At 67.1% G+C, this 17,038-nt stretch carries 16 protein-coding genes and 1 riboswitch; of the genes, 7 read left to right on the forward strand and 9 right to left on the reverse strand.

What is annotated here, in order from left to right; genetic code table 11:
* Window positions 1-24: 24 nt before the first annotated feature.
* The 3 genes from J2X21_RS20460 to J2X21_RS20470 are packed head-to-tail and all read right to left on the reverse strand — an operon-like array spanning window position 25 to window position 3,082.
* A complete protein-coding gene (locus J2X21_RS20460) occupies window positions 25-2,163 on the reverse strand; it encodes a chemotaxis protein CheA (protein WP_310331671.1) in 2,139 nt (712 codons plus the stop codon).
* Between the two features lie 25 nt (window positions 2,164-2,188).
* Window positions 2,189-2,551, reverse strand: coding sequence for a response regulator (locus tag J2X21_RS20465; protein WP_268165303.1), 363 nt, complete (start codon window positions 2,549-2,551; stop codon window positions 2,189-2,191).
* A gap of 60 nt (window positions 2,552-2,611) precedes the next feature.
* Complete coding sequence (locus J2X21_RS20470) at window positions 2,612-3,082, reverse strand: hypothetical protein (RefSeq protein ID WP_310331672.1); 471 nt, start codon at window positions 3,080-3,082, stop codon at window positions 2,612-2,614.
* 198 nt (window positions 3,083-3,280) lie between these two features.
* Between J2X21_RS20470 and J2X21_RS20475 the strand changes: the two genes are divergently transcribed.
* The 7 genes from J2X21_RS20475 (at window position 3,281) to J2X21_RS20505 (ending at window position 10,881) form a co-directional block, all read left to right on the forward strand.
* Window positions 3,281-4,438 (forward strand): hybrid sensor histidine kinase/response regulator, encoded by a 1,158-nt coding sequence (locus J2X21_RS20475; RefSeq protein ID WP_310331673.1) that lies wholly within the window; start codon window positions 3,281-3,283, stop codon window positions 4,436-4,438.
* Between the two features lie 232 nt (window positions 4,439-4,670).
* Window positions 4,671-5,318 carry a response regulator gene (locus tag J2X21_RS20480; RefSeq protein ID WP_310331674.1) on the forward strand — a complete coding sequence of 216 codons (648 nt, stop codon included), beginning with the start codon at window positions 4,671-4,673 and terminating at the stop codon, window positions 5,316-5,318.
* 177 nt (window positions 5,319-5,495) lie between these two features.
* Window positions 5,496-6,713: an efflux RND transporter periplasmic adaptor subunit gene (locus J2X21_RS20485; protein WP_310331676.1), complete on the forward strand. Its 1,218-nt coding sequence runs from the start codon at window positions 5,496-5,498 to the stop codon at window positions 6,711-6,713.
* On the forward strand, window positions 6,710-7,411 hold the full coding sequence (locus tag J2X21_RS20490) for an ABC transporter ATP-binding protein (RefSeq protein ID WP_310331677.1): 702 nt from the start codon (window positions 6,710-6,712) through the stop codon (window positions 7,409-7,411). Before J2X21_RS20485 ends, J2X21_RS20490 begins: the two co-directional genes overlap by 4 nt.
* Before the next feature lie 13 nt (window positions 7,412-7,424).
* Entirely contained in the window at window positions 7,425-8,594 is a 1,170-nt protein-coding gene (locus J2X21_RS20495; protein WP_310331679.1) for an ABC transporter permease, read from the forward strand.
* 2 nt (window positions 8,595-8,596) lie between these two features.
* The gene (locus tag J2X21_RS20500; RefSeq protein ID WP_310331680.1) at window positions 8,597-9,907 is read left to right on the forward strand and encodes an ABC transporter permease; all 1,311 of its coding nucleotides are present in this window, start codon (window positions 8,597-8,599) and stop codon (window positions 9,905-9,907) included.
* 101 nt (window positions 9,908-10,008) lie between these two features.
* A complete protein-coding gene (locus J2X21_RS20505) occupies window positions 10,009-10,881 on the forward strand; it encodes a DUF4394 domain-containing protein (RefSeq protein ID WP_310331682.1) in 873 nt (290 codons plus the stop codon).
* A 140-nt stretch (window positions 10,882-11,021) separates the two neighbouring features.
* Here J2X21_RS20505 and J2X21_RS20510 read toward each other — a convergent pair whose 3' ends face one another.
* The 6 genes from J2X21_RS20510 to J2X21_RS20535 are packed head-to-tail and all read right to left on the reverse strand — an operon-like array spanning window position 11,022 to window position 16,564.
* Entirely contained in the window at window positions 11,022-13,013 is a 1,992-nt protein-coding gene (locus tag J2X21_RS20510; RefSeq protein ID WP_310331683.1) for a hybrid sensor histidine kinase/response regulator, read from the reverse strand.
* Entirely contained in the window at window positions 13,010-13,888 is an 879-nt protein-coding gene (locus J2X21_RS20515) for a sensor histidine kinase (RefSeq protein ID WP_310331684.1), read from the reverse strand. Before J2X21_RS20515 ends, J2X21_RS20510 begins: the two co-directional genes overlap by 4 nt.
* A 9-nt stretch (window positions 13,889-13,897) precedes the next feature.
* Window positions 13,898-14,887 carry a SpoIIE family protein phosphatase gene (locus tag J2X21_RS20520; protein ID WP_310331685.1) on the reverse strand — a complete coding sequence of 330 codons (990 nt, stop codon included), beginning with the start codon at window positions 14,885-14,887 and terminating at the stop codon, window positions 13,898-13,900.
* Between the two features lie 7 nt (window positions 14,888-14,894).
* The gene (locus J2X21_RS20525) at window positions 14,895-15,308 is read right to left on the reverse strand and encodes an anti-sigma regulatory factor (protein ID WP_310331686.1); all 414 of its coding nucleotides are present in this window, start codon (window positions 15,306-15,308) and stop codon (window positions 14,895-14,897) included.
* Window positions 15,283-15,672 (reverse strand): STAS domain-containing protein, encoded by a 390-nt coding sequence (locus J2X21_RS20530; RefSeq protein WP_310331687.1) that lies wholly within the window; start codon window positions 15,670-15,672, stop codon window positions 15,283-15,285. The genes J2X21_RS20525 and J2X21_RS20530 overlap by 26 nt, the downstream gene beginning before the upstream one ends.
* A gap of 1 nt (window position 15,673) precedes the next feature.
* Window positions 15,674-16,564, reverse strand: coding sequence for an STAS domain-containing protein (locus tag J2X21_RS20535; protein ID WP_310331688.1), 891 nt, complete (start codon window positions 16,562-16,564; stop codon window positions 15,674-15,676).
* Between the two features lie 188 nt (window positions 16,565-16,752).
* Window positions 16,753-17,002, forward strand: a riboswitch (cobalamin riboswitch).
* Window positions 17,003-17,038: the final 36 nt, after the last annotated feature.

Here is a 17,038-nt window from a genome sequence, read left to right on the forward strand (position 1 = left end):
GACCTCTCCTGGTTGTGTTTGGGGTTAGTGGCGAGACCGGCGCACGAGGCTGCCGACGTCCAAGATGAGGGCCACGCGGCCGTCGCCCATGATGGTGGCGCCGGACACGTCGTTGACCTTGCGGTAGTTGGCTTCGAGGTTCTTCACGACAACCTGCTGTTGGCCCAGCAGTTCGTCCACCAGCAGCGCGACGCGGCCGCCTTCGGCTTCCACGACGACCATGATGGAGGAGACGTGCTCGAAGTCGAAGCGCGGCACGTCGAAGACCTTCTCCAGCTCGATGACGGGCATGTACTCGTCACGCACCTCGACGACGCGGCCGGAGCCTGCGACGGTCTTGATGGTGTCGGGCTGCACCTGGAAGGACTCGACGACGCTGGACAGCGGCAGGATGTAGCACTCGTCGCCCACGCCCACGCTCATGCCGTCCATGATGGCCAGCGTCAGCGGCAGGCGCACGGACACCTTCATGCCGTAGCCTTCGGCGGAGTCGATCTCGACCGTGCCGCCCAGCGACGTGATGTTCTTCTTGACCACGTCCATGCCCACGCCGCGGCCGGACACGTCCGTGACCTGCTCGGCGGTGGAGAAGCCCGGCGCGAAGATCAGGTTCCAGCATTCGGCGTCGGTCATGCTGTCCGGCGCGTCGATGCCCTTCTCGCGGGCCTTCTTGATGAGCTTGTCGCGATTCAGGCCGCGGCCGTCGTCGCGCACCTCGATGACGATGCTGCCGCCCTGGTGGGAGGCGACCAGCGTGATCGTGCCCTGTTCGGCCTTGCCTCGCGCGATGCGGTCCTCCGGCATCTCGATGCCGTGGTCGCAGCTGTTGCGCACCAGGTGGGTCAGCGGGTCGGTGATCTTCTCGACCAGGCTCTTGTCCAGTTCGGTGGCTTCACCCTGAGTGACCAGCTCGACCTTCTTGCCCAGCTTGGCGGCCAGGTCGCGCAGCATGCGGGGGAAGCGGTTGAACACGGTCGACATCGGAATCATCCGGATCGACATGACCGACTCTTGCAGGTCGCGCGTGTTGCGTTCCAGGTCGGCCAGGCCGCTGGTGAGCTGCTGGTACAGGCCGGGATCGAGCTCGCGGCTGTTCTGGGCCAGCATGGCCTGCGTGATGACGAGCTCGCCGACCAGGTTGATGAGCTGGTCGACCTTCTCGATGGACACGCGCAGCGTCGTCTGGTCCATGCCGCCGCCGGCGGGTTTGGCGTCAGTCTTGGCCGGCGTGGCGGCGCGGGCCGGCACGATGGCGGCGGTCGGCGCCGGCGCGGCGGCGGGCGCAGCCTCGGCGGTGGCGCCGGCGGGCGTGCCCGGGGCGTCGTCGAAGAAGCCGTAGCCCGGATCAGTGGACGGCGCCTCGGCCGGCGGCGCGCCGGGCGCGCCGTCGTAGAAGCCGAAGCCGGGGCCCAGCGGGATCAGCTTGACCTGCTCGCGCGCCACATGGAAGGTGAACAGATCCAGCAGGTCGTTGTCGGCGGAGCTGGTCAGCACCTTGAAGCGGCGCATGCCGTCGGAGCTCTGGCCGGCGTCCAGCGGCTCGATGGTGCCGAGGTCGGTGATTTCCTTGAACAGCTCGACCAGGTTGTCGGCCAGGCTGAGGTCGGTCAGCGGGCCGACCTGCAGTTCCAGCAGGCGGGCGCCGGGGTTGGCCGACGTCGTCGGCGCAGGAGCAGCGGCAACGGGAGCCGGCGCCGGCGCGGCGGCCTTGGGCGCGGGCGCGGCGGCTGCCGGTGCGCCGCCACCTTCGACGAAGCTCTTGATGCTAACCAGCAGATCGGTCGTGTCGAACGGGTCGGCGCCCGAACCCTGGTGGCGGCCCAACTGCGCGCGCAGCGCGTCGCCGGACTGCAGCAGCACGTCCACCATCGCGGCGTTGGGCTGCAGTTCGTGGCGGCGCAGCTTGTCCAGCAGCGTCTCCATCTGGTGAGTCAACTCGGCGACGTCGGAGAAGCCGAAGGTCGCGGCGCCACCCTTGATGGAGTGGGCGCAGCGGAAGATGGCGTTCAGTTCCTCATCGTCGGCAGCCTCGACATTCACGTTCAGCAGCAGCTGCTCCATGTTGTCGAGGTTCTCACCGGCTTCCTCGAAGAAGACCTGGTAGAACTGGCTGAGGTCAATGCCAGCACTGATGCTGGCGCCTTCGGTGGTCATGTCACCCATGGCTGTTACTCCCCTGCAGTGGACTTCAGCGGATGACCTTGCCGATCACCTCGATCAGCTTGGCCGGGTCGAAAGGCTTGACCAGCCAGCCGGTGGCGCCTGCGGCGCGGCCGGCCTGCTTCATCGTGTCGCTGGACTCGGTGGTCAGGATCAGGATGGGCGTGGTCTTGAACTTCGGGTTCTCGCGCAGCTTCTTGGTCAGGCTGATGCCATCCATGCGGGGCATGTTCTGGTCGGTCAGCACGAGATCGAAATCGCGCTGGCCGGACTTCTCCCAGGCGTCCTGCCCGTCCACTGCTTCCACCACGTTGAAGCCGGCGTTCTTGAGCGTGAAGGCCACCATCTGGCGCATCGAGGCCGAATCGTCGACAGCAAGGATTGAGTGCATTTGAGTTTTCTCCGAGAGAACGTTTTTGCCTGGGGGGCTTGGGGATACTGATTCGGAAGGTCAGAAGAGCTCGATGGAACCAGCGTCCATCTCGTCCTGCGTGACCGGATTGGGGCGCAGCGGCGCGATCTCGACGACGGCGGCGCCGTCCTCGTCGTCCATGCCGAAGGTGTCGCGGGCCAGCTGGTCGGCGCAGTTGCGCAGGCGCTGGCTGGTGTGGGCGATCAACTGCGTCGCCATGTCCTGGAACTGCAGCGCGGTGATGGCACCGGCGATGTCCTGCATGATCTGCTTCAGCCCCTCGGAGGCGGGCGTGCCGTCGCTGTCGCTCAGCAGCGTCATGACCTGGTTGGAGGCGCTGTAGAAATGGGTGGACAAGGCCTCACCGGCGTCGTCGAGCAGGCGCTGCAGGCGCTCAAGGTCGTTGGTCACCGTCATCAGGTGATCCTGCAACTCCGCAGCCGCCAGCAAGGGCATGGCGGCGGAGCTGCCATCCAGGCCATCGGCTGCGTTGGAAATTTCTGTCTGCATCGTGTCTCCGCGAGGGGATGCTGCTTCTTGTCCTGATGCCCTGTGGATTCATTCAGGGCAAATGCATCATGGCATGTTCGATCGTTTTTCGGCAGCTGTCGACCTTGAGATGTGGCGAGAACGCGCGGTATTACCGGTCTGTAGAGGTCTGAAGCGTACCGAGTGTGGCGCCCGCCCGGCGCGGCATACTCTGCGCCCATGACGATTTCAGGTGCGGAGCAGGTGGCGCGGGTCCTGCGGGTGCTTCATGTCGAGGACGCCGAACTCGACCATCAGCTCATCCTGGCCGAACTCATCCGGGCCGGTCTGCGGGTGGAGATTGAGCGGCTGGACAGCCTGCCGGCGGTGCTGGCGGCGCTGGACCGCCCCTGGGACGCGATCCTGTCGGACTTCAACCTGCCGGGCTTTTCCGGCCTGCAGGTGCTGGAGGCGCTGAAGGACCGCCAATCCCCCGTGCCCTTCATCCTGATCTCCGGCGAGATCGGCGAGGACACCGCCGTGGCCGCGATGCGCAATGGCGCGGCGGACTACCTGCTGAAGAACAACCTGGCCCGCCTGGCACCGGCGCTGTTGCACGCAGTGGACGCGGCCGAGAGCGAACGGGCGCGCCTGGCGGCCGACCAGGAGCTGGTGCGGTCCAAGCAGCGGCTTCACCAGTTGGCCGGCCACCTGCAGACCAGCGTGGAACTGGAGCGCGCCGCGATCGCGCGCGAGATCCATGACGACGTGGGCGGCTCGCTGACCGCCGTCAAGTTCGACCTGGCCTGGATAGACCGCCATGCCCAGGAGCCCGAGGTGCGCGCGCGCGTCGCGGCGGCACTGGAGACGGTGAATTCGGCCATCGAGGCCAGCCAGCGCATCATGCACAACCTGCGCCCCGCCATCCTGGAGCAGGGCTTGGTGGCCGCGCTGCAGTGGATGACGGCGCGCTTCGAGCGCCGCACCGGCATCGAGGCCAGCCTCCTGGTGGGCGAGGAACGGCTCGAGCTGCCGTCCGGCGTGCCGCTAGTAGCCTACCGCACGGCCCAGGAGGCGCTGACCAATGTGTCCAAGCATGCGAAGGCCAGCCGTGTGGACATCGAGCTGAGCCAGGATTCCGGCGTGCTGACGCTGGAGATCCGCGACAACGGACGGGGCATCGCCTCCGGCGATCTGGGCAAGGAGCGTTCATTCGGCATCCGCGGCCTGCACGAGCGCGCCGCGACCGTGGGTGGCTGGGTGGACCTCAGCAGCACGCCGGGCAGCGGCACCAGCCTCATCCTGACCGTGCCGCTGGACCCCGACGCCATCGACGCGCTGGACGACGCCACCGACTTCGGCGACGACCGCGGCCAGTCCATCTGGGGCCGAGCTTGATGCTTGATCCGGCAGTCGACCGCTCGCTACTCATCGAAAGTCTCATGGCCTCAACACCTTGCCGCCGTCGCCATGTCCGCCACTCCGGTGGGCGACGCGCGCCCGCTGGCCTGGCGCTTCGGGCCGCTGGCTGCGTCGCTTCTCCTGGCGGGCAGGAGCCCGCTGCGTCGGCGCGCCTTGCCAGCGACCCGCCTCGCCGGTCCCTCGGACGCGCTCAACTGCCGCATCAAGCATGATCAAGGTCATCCTCTGCGACGACCACGGCCTGATCCGCCGCGGCATCCGCGACACGCTGGCCGACGCGGGCGACATCGAGGTCATCGGCGAGGCCGGCGACTACACGGAGCTGCGCGGCCTGCTGCACAAGGTCGGCCGTGACAACCCCTGCGACGTACTGGTGCTTGACATCAACATGCCGGGTCGGTCCGGCCTGGATGTGCTGCATGTGCTGAAGGACGAGGGCTCCACGCTGCGCACGTTGATCGTGTCCATGTACCCGGAAGACCAGTACGCCATCCGCGCGCTGCGCGCGGGTGCCTACGGCTACGTCAACAAGGGCGGCGACCCGGCCAGCCTGGTGCAGGCGGTGCGCACGGTGGCACAGGGCCGCAAGTACGTGACACCCGAGATCGCGCAGATGCTGGTGGAGAGCCTGACCGCGCCGGTAGCCGAGCAGGCCCACCACAAGCTGTCCGACCGCGAGCTTCAGACTCTGGTGATGATCGCGTCCGGCAAGCGCCTGTCCGACATCGCCGAGGAGCTGATGCTCAGCCCCAAGACCGTCAGCGTCTACCGCGCCCGCGTGCTGGAGAAGCTGGGGCTGACGAACAACTCCGAGCTGACGGTTTACGCAATCCGCAACGGTCTCGTGGCCAGCTGAGGGCCGCCCAGGGGCGCTGGAAGGCCCTCGCCGCCATTCATCCCGCCTGGCGGCTATTGATCCCGCCCAATCGCCACTTGTCGAAAGTCGGGATCCCCTGCCAGCGCTGTCTGTGCAAAATCCGCGCGATTCCAACCTGGTGCATTCAGTTGCGGGGAGCGCGTCATCGATACCGGATTGCTGAAAGAGTTGCGCATCGACGGTGCGCACCGTGAGGATCATGGCGGCGGGCCGCCGAAATGGGTCTGGGGCATGGCGGCGGGCGTGCTCGTCCTGGCGCTGGTCGGCGGGGCGGCCTGGTGGTACGTTGCTGGCAACAAGCCCATTGCGGTGCAGACCGTCACGGTCAAGGCCAACGGCCAGGGCGGCGCGGCCAACGTGGTGCTGCAGGCCACCGGCTATGTGACGGCACGCCGCATGGCCACCGTGTCGGCGCAGATCACCGGCACGCTGACCGAGGTGCTGATCGACGAAGGCTTCAAGGTCAAGAAGGGCCAGGTGCTGGCTCGGCTGGACGACACCGGCCTGAGGGCGGCCCGTGCCGCGGCACAGGCCCAGGTGCGTACCGCCGAGGCCAACCTGGGCCAGCTGCGCGCCCAGCTGGCCCAGGCCCAGGCGGACGAGCGCCGCCAGGCCGAGCTGTCCGCCGCGGGCATGACCACGCGGCAGTCGCGCGAGCAGGCGGGCACGGCGGTGAAGACGGTGGCGGCCCAGCTCGAGGCGGCGCAGCGCCAGATCGAGGCGGCGCAGGCTCAGGCCCGCCAGGCCGACGTCAACTTCGACTACGCCACCGTGCGTGCGCCGTTCGATGGCGTCGTCACCGCGCGGGCGGCGCAGGTGGGCGAGATCATCTCGCCGCTGTCCGCCGGCGGCGGCTTCACGCGTACCGGCGTGGGCACCATCGTCGACATGGACTCATTGGAAGTGGGCGTGGACGTCAACGAGGCCTACATCGCCCAGGTCAAGCCCGACATGCCGTGCGAGGCCGTGCTGGATGCCTATCCTGACTGGCGGATCCCGGCGCGTGTCGTGGCCGTCATTCCCAGCGCCGACCGGGGCAAGGCGACCGTCAAGGTGCGCGTGGCGCTGGAGCAGAAGGACGAGCGCGTCGTGCCCGACATGGGCGTGCGCGTCAGCTTCCTGGCCGCCAAGCCCAAGGCCGAGGCCAAGCCGGTGCCCGGCGTGCTGCTGCCGCCCGACGCGGTGGTGGAGCGAGCAGGCGCCCAAGTCGTGTTTGCCGTGAATGAAGGCCGGGCGGAGCAGCGCACGGTCAAGCTGGGTGGTGATGTCGGCAAGTTCCGGCTCGCCACCGAGGGTGTGAAGGCAGGGGAGACGGTTGTCGTGTCGCCGCCCGCCGAACTGAAGAGTGGTTCAACCGTCATCTCCAAGGAATGAGCATGAGCGCATTGATCGAAGTTCGCGACCTGTCCAAGGTCTACACCCGCGGCAAGCAGAAGGTGGAGGTGCTGCACCACATCGACCTCAATGTGCAGCAGGGTGACTTCCTGGCGCTGATGGGCCCGTCCGGCTCCGGCAAGACGACGCTGCTGAACCTGATGGGCGGGCTGGATGCGCCCACCGGCGGCTCCATCAGCGTGGGTGGCGAGCGCATCGACCAGCTGTCGGGCGCCAAGCTCGCCAAGTGGCGCGCGTCCAAGGTCGGCTTCGTGTTCCAGTTCTACAACCTGATGCCCACGCTGTCGGCGCAGAAAAACGTCGAGCTGCCGCTGCTGCTGACCAAGCTGTCGGCCGCGGAGCGCAAGAAGCGCGCAGCCATCGCGCTGCAGTTGGTGGGCCTGGCCGACCGCGCCTCGCACAAGCCCACCGAGCTGTCCGGCGGTCAGCAGCAGCGCGTGTCCATTGCGCGGGCCATCGTGTCCGACCCCACATTGCTGGTCTGCGACGAGCCCACCGGCGACCTGGACCGCCAGAGCGCCGAGGACGTGCTGACGCTGCTGCAGGCATTGAACCGCGAGCACGGCAAGACCATCGTCATGGTCACTCACGACCCGCGCGCCGCCGCCCGCGCCAGCCACACGCTGCACCTGGACAAGGGCACGCTGGTCGAACAGGCCGAAACCGCGACCGCCTGAGGAGGGTGACGCGATGAAATACCTCCACCTCATCTGGGCGGCGCTGTTCAGGCGCAAGGGCCGCACCTTCCTGACGCTGGTGTCCATCATCACGGCCTTCCTGCTGTTCGGGCTGCTGGATGCGGTGCGCGTGGGCTTCGACCAGGCCGGAAAAAGCGCGGATGGCGCCCAAAGATTGCAGACCGGGGCCAAGCTCAGCTTCATCCAGCTGCTGCCGATGTCGCTGGGTGCGCGCATCACGCAGATCGACGGCGTGAAGGACACCACCTTCGCGAACTGGTTCGGCGGCGCCTACCAGAAGCCCGAGAACCAGGTGTTCAGCTTTGCCGTGGCGCCCAACTACCTGGACATCTACCCCGAGATGGAAGTCTCGGCCGAGCACCGCAAGGCCTTCGCCGAGACCAAGGACGGCGCGCTGGTGGGCGAGGGCCTGGCCAAGCGCTTCGGCTGGAAGGTGGGCGACCAGGTGCCCATGCAGTCCACCATCTTCCCGGACCGCAGCGGCAGCCAGAACTGGCCGTTCAAGATCGCCGGCATCATCAAGGTGACCGACAAGAAGACCTCCGGATGGTTCGACCAGGTGTTCCTGCTGAACTGGAAGTACTTCGACGACACCACGCCGTGGAACAACGGCCAGGTGGGCTGGTACGTGACGCGCGTGAAGGACGTGAACCAGGCTGATCGCATCGCCAAGGCCATCGACGCGATGTCGATGAACTCCGCGAACGAGACCCGCACGCAGACCGAGGCCGCCGCCACCGCCGCGTGGATGAAGCAGCTGGCGGACATCAACCTCATCGTCACCTCCATCATGGGTGCCGTGTTCTTCACGCTGCTGCTGCTGGCCGGCAACACCATGATGCAGGCGGTGCGCGAACGCACCGGCGAGATCGCGGTGCTGAAGACGCTGGGCTTCTCCGGCCACAGCGTGCTGGCCATGGTGCTGGCCGAGGCGGTGCTGCTGCTGGTCATCGGTGGCGTGGTGGGCCTGGGCCTGGCCAGCGTCGTCGGCCCGGCGGTGGGCGCGGCCAGCAATGGCGCGCTGAACCTGCCCGCGGCAGGGGCGGCCAGCTGGGCCATCGGCGTGGGACTGATGCTGCTGTTCGGTCTTTTGGTGGGCCTGCTGCCGGCGCTGAATGCGATGCGCCTGAACATCACCGACGCACTGGCCGGGAGGGCATGAGCATGAAGTTCCTGAAGAACCTGGGTCTCTTTCTGCTGACCATCGTCGTGCTCGTCGCCTGGGTCATGATGCCCTGGCAGGGTGCCATCGCGTTGGCGCTGCTGCTGGCCGCATGGATGTTCCTATTCCGCAGCGGCGCGCAGGCGCGCTCGGTGACGGCGGTGGGTGTCAGCACGCTGGGCCAGCGCATCGGCTCCTCGGCCGTCATCGTCGTCGGCATCGCCGGCGTGGTGGGCGTGCTGGTGGCGCTGCTGGCCATGGCCGAGGGCTATGCGCAGACGCTGCGCAACTCGGGCAGCAACGACACGGCCATCGTCATGCGCGGCGCGTCGGCCGCCGAGGTGACGTCGTCGCTGAGCCGCGAGGATGTGGTGCAGATCGAGCAGGCGCCCGGCATCGCCCGCAACGACAAGGGCGAGCCCATCGTGTCGGCCGAGACCGTCGTGGCGGCCAACCTGCCGGTGCGCGGCAGCACCACCGACGAGGAGGGCAGCGCCCAGGTGCGCGGTGTCAGCCCCGCCGCGTTCACCGTGCGGCCGCACATGAAGATCGTCGAAGGCCGCACCTTCCAGCCTGGCCTTCGTGAACTCGTGGTCGGCAAGGGCGCGGTGCGCCAGTTCGAGGGCCTGAAGGTGGGCGCGACGATCAAGCTGGGCGCGCAGCCGTGGACCGTCGTGGGCGTATTCGTGTCCGGCGACTCCATGGAGTCCGAGCTGTGGGCCGACGCCAATGTCGTCAACGACAGCTACCAGCGCGGCAGCGGCCGCAACTCGGCGACCGTGCGCCTCACCAATCAGGCGGCGTTCAAGGAGTTCAAGGCCGGCGTGGAGGGCAACCCGCAGCTCAAGGTCACGGCCAGCACCACGTTGGAGTTCTTCGCCAAGCAGTCCGAGCAGATGACCAAGATCCTGCGCATCATCGGCATCACGGTGGGTTCCATCATGGCCGTGGGCGCGGTGTTCGGCGCGCTGAACACCATGTTCGCGGCGGTGGCGACAAGGGCCCGCGAGATCGCCACGCTGCGCGCCATCGGCTTCCGCGGCCTTCCAGTGGTCGTGGCCGTGATGCTGGAGACCACGCTGCTGGCCTTGATCGGCGGCTTGATCGGCGGCTTCGTGGCCTGGCTGCTGTTCAACGGCTTCGAGGCGTCGACGATGTCGGCCGTCGGCAAGCTCAGCTTCAATCTGGCCGTGTCGCCGGGTCTGCTGTGGGAAGGCATCAAGTGGGCACTGGCCATCGGCTTCGTCGGCGGGCTGTTCCCGGCCGTGCGGGCTGCCAGCCTGCCGGTGACGACGGCGTTGCGCGAGGCCTGAAGTCAAGCTAGGGGGGCGGGCCGGATGGGCGAATCCATCAGGCCCGCCGGGCCGTAAGAGGACGGGGCGTGCTTGCCCCAACCATCCATCAGGAGCCCGAAATGACCCTCCGCTTCCATCGTGCCGCGCTCACCGCGGCGGCCGTACTCGCATGCGCGTCGGCACAGGCCGTCACGCTGATCGGCCTGAACAGCCAGAACCAGTTGACGCGCATCGACACCATGGACATCGCCGGTGCGATGAACATGGACATCTCCGGCCTGATGGCGGGCGACCGTCTGGTGGGCATAGACGCCCGCCCCAAGGACGGCAAGATCTACGGCGTCAGCACGATGAACCAGATCTACACCGTCGACGAGATGACCGGCGCCGCCACCTGGGTGGCCGCGCTGAGCGCGCCGGTGGTGAACGCCAACCTCGGCTACGGTATCGACTTCAACCCGGTGGCCGACTTCGGCACGGCCGCATCGCTGCGGCTGGTCAGCTCGGCGGGCGACAACTTCGCCGTCAACGCCAGCACGGGCGTGGTGGGCAACACGGCCAACAAGATCGCCACCGGTTTCACGGGCGTCGGCTACACCAACACGACGCTGATGCCCAGCGCCGCGCCGGCCAGCACGGCGCTGTACTACATCGACAGCAACTCCGACATGCTGGCCATGGCGCCGTCCGCGTTCAACACGCCCACCATCAGCATGGTCGGCTCACTGGGCGTGGATGTGCTGAAGGCCAACGGCTTCGAGGTGCTGGGCAACGGCACAGCCTATGCGGCGCTGACCGTCGACGGCGCGTCGCTGACGACCGGCATCTACGGCATCGATCTCAACACCGGTGCGGCCACGCTGATGGGCACGTACAACGGCACGCTGTCGGGCCTGACGGTCAGCGCGGTGCCAGAGCCAGCCACTTACGGGATGATGGCGCTGGGTCTGCTGGGCCTTGGCCTGATGCGTCGCCGTTCACGCGCCAACTGAGCAACGCGGCAAGCAGACGCCCACGCGCCACCGTGAGGGCGTCTGCATCCGGTGTGGCTGCAGGTGTCGACGCTCAGCGAGCAACCAGTGCGCGCCGCGCCGTGACGCGCCAATTCATCGTTGCCGATGCAGCATTGGCGTTAGCGTGAGCCGGCAAGGCGCAGGATCTGCGACAGCAGCGTTTGCGGGCGCAGTGGTTTGCCGAGATGGGCGTCGAACCCCGCCTCGAGTGCATGGGTGCGATCGCCTTCGCGGGAAAACGCCGTGAGCGCAATGGCGGGAAGACGATGCCCGCTGCCCTCGCGTTGGCGCAGTTCGCGAATCAGCTCATAGCCGTCGCGACCCGGCATGCCGATATCGCTGATCAGCAGATCGAACCTGCGCTCCGTCAGTGTCTTCAGTGCAGCATCCACCGAGGTTTCGTGGCGAACCTGCATGCCTTGCTCGCCCAGGATCATCGACAGCATCGCGCCGGCTTCCAGATCGTCTTCCACGACCAACACGGCAAGACCGACCAGCGGCGCGGCAGGCGCACTGCCAAGTGAGCCAAAGCTGCTGATTTCGCCGGTTTCAACTGGATCAGTCGTGGCCTCTGCGCTCGGAAGCCAGATCGTGAACGTCGCGCCTAGGCCGACCCCACCGCTGGTCACGGCGACATGGCCGCCGTGCGCCTCGATGAGGTTCTTCACAATGGCCAGACCCAGACCCAATCCGCCATGCTGACGATTGCTCGCCGCGTCGCTCTGCGCGAAGCGGTCGAACACGAAGGGCAGAAAGTCCGCCGAGATACCCTGGCCCTGGTCGGTCACGGCGATGGCCACGCCACCAGCCTCAGCCTTCACGGTCAGGGTGATCTCGCTGCCTGCGGGCGAGAACTTGATGGCATTGCCGAGCAGGTTCCACAGCACTTGCTGGATACGAGCGTCGTCGGCGTGGATCTTGAGGTCTTCCTGCTCCATTTCGAGACGCAGGCGATGTCTGCTGCGCTCCAGCAGCGGCTGTACGGCGGACATGCTGGCCTCGACCATCTTGGCGACTTCCGCCCATTCGAGGTTCAGTGTCAACTTGCCGAGATTGAGTCGGGACATGTCCAGAATGTCCGAAATCAGCCGGGCCTGGATGACGGCGTTCCGCTCGATGGCGGCGAGGCCCTTCTCGAGCAACTCGGGCTGGCTGCGCTGCTGCAGCATGTGAGCCCAGTTCAGGATGACATTCAGCGGCGTGCGCAACTCGTGCGAAAGCACTGCGATGAGATCGTCCTTCAACCGGTTGTGACGCTCGGCCGTGCGGCGGGCGCTGCGCTCACGCTCCAGCAGTTCCTGCCGCTGCTCGGCCACGAGCAGGCGCTGCGAAATGTCGGTCGCCACGAGCATCGCGATACCGGGTTCGGTGTAGGTGGCGGCTGCCCATTCGATGGGTACAAGGCGGCCACCCGGCTGCGCCAGGCGGAACTCGGCATGGCTGCTCTCGGCCGTCAGGCCCTGCACGAAGGCCGCGGCCGCGTCGGCATCATCCGGTGCCACGAAGTCCAGCAGTGACTTGCCCGTGACTTGCTCTTGCGTGCGGCCCAACAGCAGCAGCATGGCGGGGTTCACATCGCCCAGCCGGCCATGCACCGTGTCGATCAGACCGATGCCGCTCGGCGCCCGCTCGAATGCGGCGCGGAACTTGGCCTCGCTGTGCCGCATCGCATCCTCGGCCTCGCGGGTGCGCACCAGCGACTGGATGGTCGAGATCAGCACAGCAGGCTCGACTGGATGCGTCAGATAGGCGTCTGCACCGGAATCCAGGCCACGAACCTTGTCTTCATCCGTCAGGTACGCCGCGGTGAGATGGATGACCGGTAGCTTGAAGGTGGTGGGCTGTCGGCGCAGTCGGCGGCAGACTTCGAGGCCGTCGATATCGGGCAGATGGATGTCCAGCACCACCGCCGACAGGCTCTCGTCGGCGAGTGCCAACGCCTGCATGCCGGTGGAGGCCTCGATGACGGGAAATCCCGCAGATTGCAGTTGACGTACGGTCGTGTATCGACCGATCGGGTCGTCGTTGACGACCAGCAGTCGATGCCGCGACCGGTCCAGCTTGCGGGCGCCCGAAGCGGCTGCGCTATCGGCGGGCTGCGGCTCGCTCATGTCTGTACGGGCGTGCCCGGGGTCTCGGCCAGCCGCAGCGGGACCGTGACGGAGAAGGTCGAGCCCACGCCGGTGGCACTTTGCAGTCCGATGTTTCCGCCAAGCAGCTCGGCCAGCCGCTTGCTCAATGACAGGCCAAGGCCCGTTCCGCGAAGGCGCTTCTGGATGGGCGAATCGAGTTGGGAGAAGTCCTGGAAGATGGCAGAGTGGAACTCGGGTGCGATGCCCATGCCGGTGTCGGCCACCGAGAACGTCATCGACTCTCCCTCCTGCACGGCCGACACCCGCACCTCGCCCTTTGTCGTGAACTTCAGGGCGTTGGAGATGAAGTTGCGCAGGATCTGCGACAGCTTGCCGTTGTCGGTGAAGAGCTGTGTCGCGCCCTGTGGCTCCTCGAAGATCAACTGCACGTCGGGATTCACCAGCACGGGCTTGAACATGCCGCGCAGCGCGGAAAACAGGTCGACCAGTTCGAACCAGGCCGGCGAGACGTCGATGCGTCCGGCCTCCACCTTGGCCAGGTCCAACAGGTCGTTGACCATCTCGGCGAACTCCTCCGACGTGGTGCGGATGAAGTTGATCTGCTTTTCCTGCTCGGTGGTCAACGGTCCGTCGACACGGTCCAGCAGCAGGCGCGTCAGGCTGCGGATCGACGAGATGGGCGTGCGGAACTCGTGGCTCATGTAGGCCAGGAAACGGCTCTTCAGTTCCGTGGCTTGCCGCAGCTGCTGGGCTTGTGCGTCCAACTCCGCATACAGCGCCAGCACGCCGCCGTTGGTCTCGTCCAGCTCTTGCTGTAGCGACGTGATCTGCTGGCGCGCCTCGTCCAGCGCCGCCTGCAGCGCGGGGATGTCGGTCGCGGGCTCTTGCTGCATGCCTGCCTTTCAGTGACGCCGGACGACGACGACGGTGGCGTCGTCGCGACCCCGGCAATGATCGCGAAGGATCCAGCCCGCGATGACCATGGGGTCGCAGGCCAGCAGCCCACCAGCACCCTCGAGGTTCCAGCGCGAGACGATGCCGTCCGAGAACAGCACGAGGATCGCATGATCCGGCCAGTCATGAACCACGTCCTGAAGCCGGCGAATCTGCACTCCCAGCGTGCCCGGCTGCGAAATCAGGCTGCGATCGCTGACGCCGCTGATCAACCGGCCCGTGATGTTGCCGGCCCCGGCGAACACGAGCCGGTCCAGCGTGGGTTCGATCGCGACGATGGCCACCGCTGCCCCGCGAGTGCTCCGCAGCGTGGGGTGAGCGTCTTCCAGCATCGCGGCGGGCCCGTTGAGCGTGCTGCGGCGGAACAGGTCGAGCGCCAGATCAGAGGCCGCGGCGGCTTCCGGGCCATGGCCGAGGCCGTCCGCCACGAGCAGCAGGGGGCGGCCATCCTTGATGCGCAGGCCCCAGCCGTCGCCCGAGACCTGCTCACCAGGCGCCGGCAGGCCGAGTCCCGCCACGCTGTAGCCGGTGGCAGGGCGAGGAGCATTCAGCGTCCGGGATTCGAAGCGCGCCGCGATCACGGCACCCCGCTGCGGCAGCGAGAAGGCCGAGAAGCGGTTGGCGATCCGCTTCACGGCGCCCAGGCCCGTACCTGCCGTGCCGCCCGTGGAGAAGCCGTCCTGCAGGCAGCGCTCGATGTCCATGCCGGGCCCGGTGTCGAGCGACAGCAACTCGACCGCATCGCCGTCCAGCCCCAGCAGCAGCGCGCCGCCTCCGGCGTGGCGGACGAGGTTGGTGCCCAGCTCGGTCACGCCGAGCGCGAGGCGACCGGCGGCAGCGTCGTCGAAACCGAGTTCTGCCGCCAGCACCTGAGCAGCGCGACGCGCCTCACCGACCTGACTCGCATCGTCGATGGCAAACCTTTGATAGGGCCGCATGTACTCCCTATTTCCAGCTCGTGATGGTCACGCGAGTCCCCTCGCCGACGACCGACACCACTTCGAACTCGTTGACCAGCCTCTTGCTGCCCGGCAAGCCCTTGCCAAGACTGTTCCCGGTCGACCAGCCATCCTTCATGGCCAGGTCCAGGTCCGGAATGCCCGGCCCCTGGTCGACGAAGGACAGCGTGAGGCCGGTGCGCAGGCCATCCTTGTGCAGCTTCCACTCCATGTCGCCGCCGCCGCCATAGACCAGCACATTGCGCGACAGCTCGCTGGCCGCCGTCACCATCTTGGTCTGGCCGACCAGCGAGAAGCCGAGTTGCTGCGTCAGCTTGCGGACGAACTGCCGGCTGGTGACGACGTCGTTCTCGCTGCGGACCGGCATGCTGCCTTCACTGGCCGTCGTATTCGCCGTCATCGGAGTGCTCCTCGGTTGCCTGGCGGAGCAGCTGCATGCCGCGATCGACGTTAAGGGCCGTGCGCACGCCTTCCAGCGACAGGCCGAGTTCCACCAGCGTGATGGCGACGGCAGGCTGCATGCCTACGACGACCGAGCGGGCGCCCAGTACATGGGCGATGCTGGAGATGCTGGCCAGCATGCGGCCGATGAAGGAATCAACGATCTCCAGCGCCGAGATGTCGATCAGCACGCCGGTGGCGCCGCTGCGCTCGATGCGGGCGGCCAGGTCATCCTGCAGCGCGAGGGCCGTCTGGTCCATCAGGTCGACCTGGATGGTGACCAGAAGATTGCTGCCCAGTTGGAGGATAGGGATGCGTTGCATCTCAATCGGCCGCCGCTGCGGACGGCGTGGCGGCGGCTACAGCCGGCTTGCTGCGGGAGACCACAAAGCCAGCCCGTTTCAGGGCCACCGCCAGCGCGTCTGCCAGCGTGGCCTTGGTGATGATGCCCTGCAGGTCGATGCCCAGATGCACGATGGTCTGCGCGATCTGCGGGCGGATGCCGCTGATGATGCATTCCGCGCCCATCAGACGGATGGCCGTCACGGTCTTCAACAGATGCTGGGCGACCAGCGTATCCACGGTCGGCACGCCGGTGATGTCGATGATGGCGATGGTGGAGCCGGTCTCGACGATGCGCTGCAACAGCGCCTCCATGACCAGCTGGGTGCGGCCACTGTCCAGCGTGCCGATCATCGGCACGGCGAGCACGCCGTCCCACATCTTGATGACCGGGGTGGACAGTTCCAGCAACTCCTGCTGCTGGCGGGAAATGATTTCCTCACGCGTGCGCTGGTAGGTCGTCACGGTGAACTGGGCCATGTTGTCGATCAGCGTCGACACCTCCCACACGGCGATCACGAGAGTCTCGGGTTCGTGGGCCAACTTGCGCTGCAGGCCAGAGAAAAGCGGCTTCTTCACGGCCAGAACAAAGCGGCTCGTGTCGGCAGCGGTCGAGCCTTGCGCGGCGCGCGAACGCGACAGCCCGGAAAGGAACTCACGGACCTTTTCCCAGGGTTTGTCGTCGAAGTTGTCAAGCGCGCCGTCGGCGCGCAGCGCGGCCAGCAGCGCCTCCAGCAACTGCTCGGTCCCCTGGATTTCGGAACTGAGGCCACGGCCTCCGCCAGCGGCTGTCAATTCGGCGCGCCATTCGCTCAGCACCTGCTCGCGATTCTGGGACAGCAGCGATTCGACGGCCGCACTGTTTTTCTTCATGAGTTCCTCGCTTGGACGGGCGGCCGACTCTGGCCTTGTGGAAGGGCGCTAGGCGCGCGGTATGGTAGCGCCGCCGTAGGGCGCTCTCTGTCAGACAACACGCTGGCTTGAGTGCCAAGGCCGATCCTGAGCGGGCACATGCCCTCGCCCTAGAATGCCGCCCGGCCGCCGGCACGTCAGTTCGTGCGGCGGCCAAAACAGTCGAAGGTGCCCGGCCGTCATGGGTCGGGTTAAACGGGAAACAGGTAAGCGCCCCACGGCGCCAAGCCTGTGCTGCCCCCGCAACGGTCAGCGGTTGAAAGCGTGCTCAGGTCGGCGTCCAACGCCGGCAGTCACTGTGCCCTGGTGCATGGGAAGGCGAGCACGCGGTGTCGGAACGCCCTCGGGCGTCTGGTGCCAGCCGCGAGCCCGGATACCGGCCTGCGACTGCTCCGGAAGCCGCGGGGTGCGGCGCGCCGTCGAGGCCGCGCCGCC

Source organism: Roseateles asaccharophilus (assembly GCF_031458115.1).
Classification (GTDB): domain Bacteria; phylum Pseudomonadota; class Gammaproteobacteria; order Burkholderiales; family Burkholderiaceae_C; genus Pelomonas; species Pelomonas asaccharophilus_A.

What these genes read in the sequence shown, in the direction of transcription:
- J2X21_RS20495 (WP_310331679.1), top strand. Translation starts at nt 7,425, where the DNA reads ATGAAATACCTCCACCTCATCTGGGCGGCGCTGTTCAGGCGCAAGGGC.
- J2X21_RS20470 (WP_310331672.1), bottom strand. Translation starts at nt 3,082, where the DNA reads ATGCAGACAGAAATTTCCAACGCAGCCGATGGCCTGGATGGCAGCTCC.
- J2X21_RS20475 (WP_310331673.1), top strand. Translation starts at nt 3,281, where the DNA reads ATGACGATTTCAGGTGCGGAGCAGGTGGCGCGGGTCCTGCGGGTGCTT.
- J2X21_RS20480 (WP_310331674.1), top strand. Translation starts at nt 4,671, where the DNA reads ATGATCAAGGTCATCCTCTGCGACGACCACGGCCTGATCCGCCGCGGC.
- J2X21_RS20490 (WP_310331677.1), top strand. Translation starts at nt 6,710, where the DNA reads ATGAGCATGAGCGCATTGATCGAAGTTCGCGACCTGTCCAAGGTCTAC.
- J2X21_RS20465 (WP_268165303.1), bottom strand. Translation starts at nt 2,551, where the DNA reads ATGCACTCAATCCTTGCTGTCGACGATTCGGCCTCGATGCGCCAGATG.
- J2X21_RS20510 (WP_310331683.1), bottom strand. Translation starts at nt 13,013, where the DNA reads ATGAGCGAGCCGCAGCCCGCCGATAGCGCAGCCGCTTCGGGCGCCCGC.
- J2X21_RS20500 (WP_310331680.1), top strand. Translation starts at nt 8,597, where the DNA reads ATGAAGTTCCTGAAGAACCTGGGTCTCTTTCTGCTGACCATCGTCGTG.
- J2X21_RS20515 (WP_310331684.1), bottom strand. Translation starts at nt 13,888, where the DNA reads ATGCAGCAAGAGCCCGCGACCGACATCCCCGCGCTGCAGGCGGCGCTG.
- J2X21_RS20505 (WP_310331682.1), top strand. Translation starts at nt 10,009, where the DNA reads ATGACCCTCCGCTTCCATCGTGCCGCGCTCACCGCGGCGGCCGTACTC.
- J2X21_RS20535 (WP_310331688.1), bottom strand. Translation starts at nt 16,564, where the DNA reads ATGAAGAAAAACAGTGCGGCCGTCGAATCGCTGCTGTCCCAGAATCGC.
- J2X21_RS20530 (WP_310331687.1), bottom strand. Translation starts at nt 15,672, where the DNA reads ATGCAACGCATCCCTATCCTCCAACTGGGCAGCAATCTTCTGGTCACC.
- J2X21_RS20525 (WP_310331686.1), bottom strand. Translation starts at nt 15,308, where the DNA reads ATGACGGCGAATACGACGGCCAGTGAAGGCAGCATGCCGGTCCGCAGC.
- J2X21_RS20520 (WP_310331685.1), bottom strand. Translation starts at nt 14,887, where the DNA reads ATGCGGCCCTATCAAAGGTTTGCCATCGACGATGCGAGTCAGGTCGGT.
- J2X21_RS20460 (WP_310331671.1), bottom strand. Translation starts at nt 2,163, where the DNA reads ATGGGTGACATGACCACCGAAGGCGCCAGCATCAGTGCTGGCATTGAC.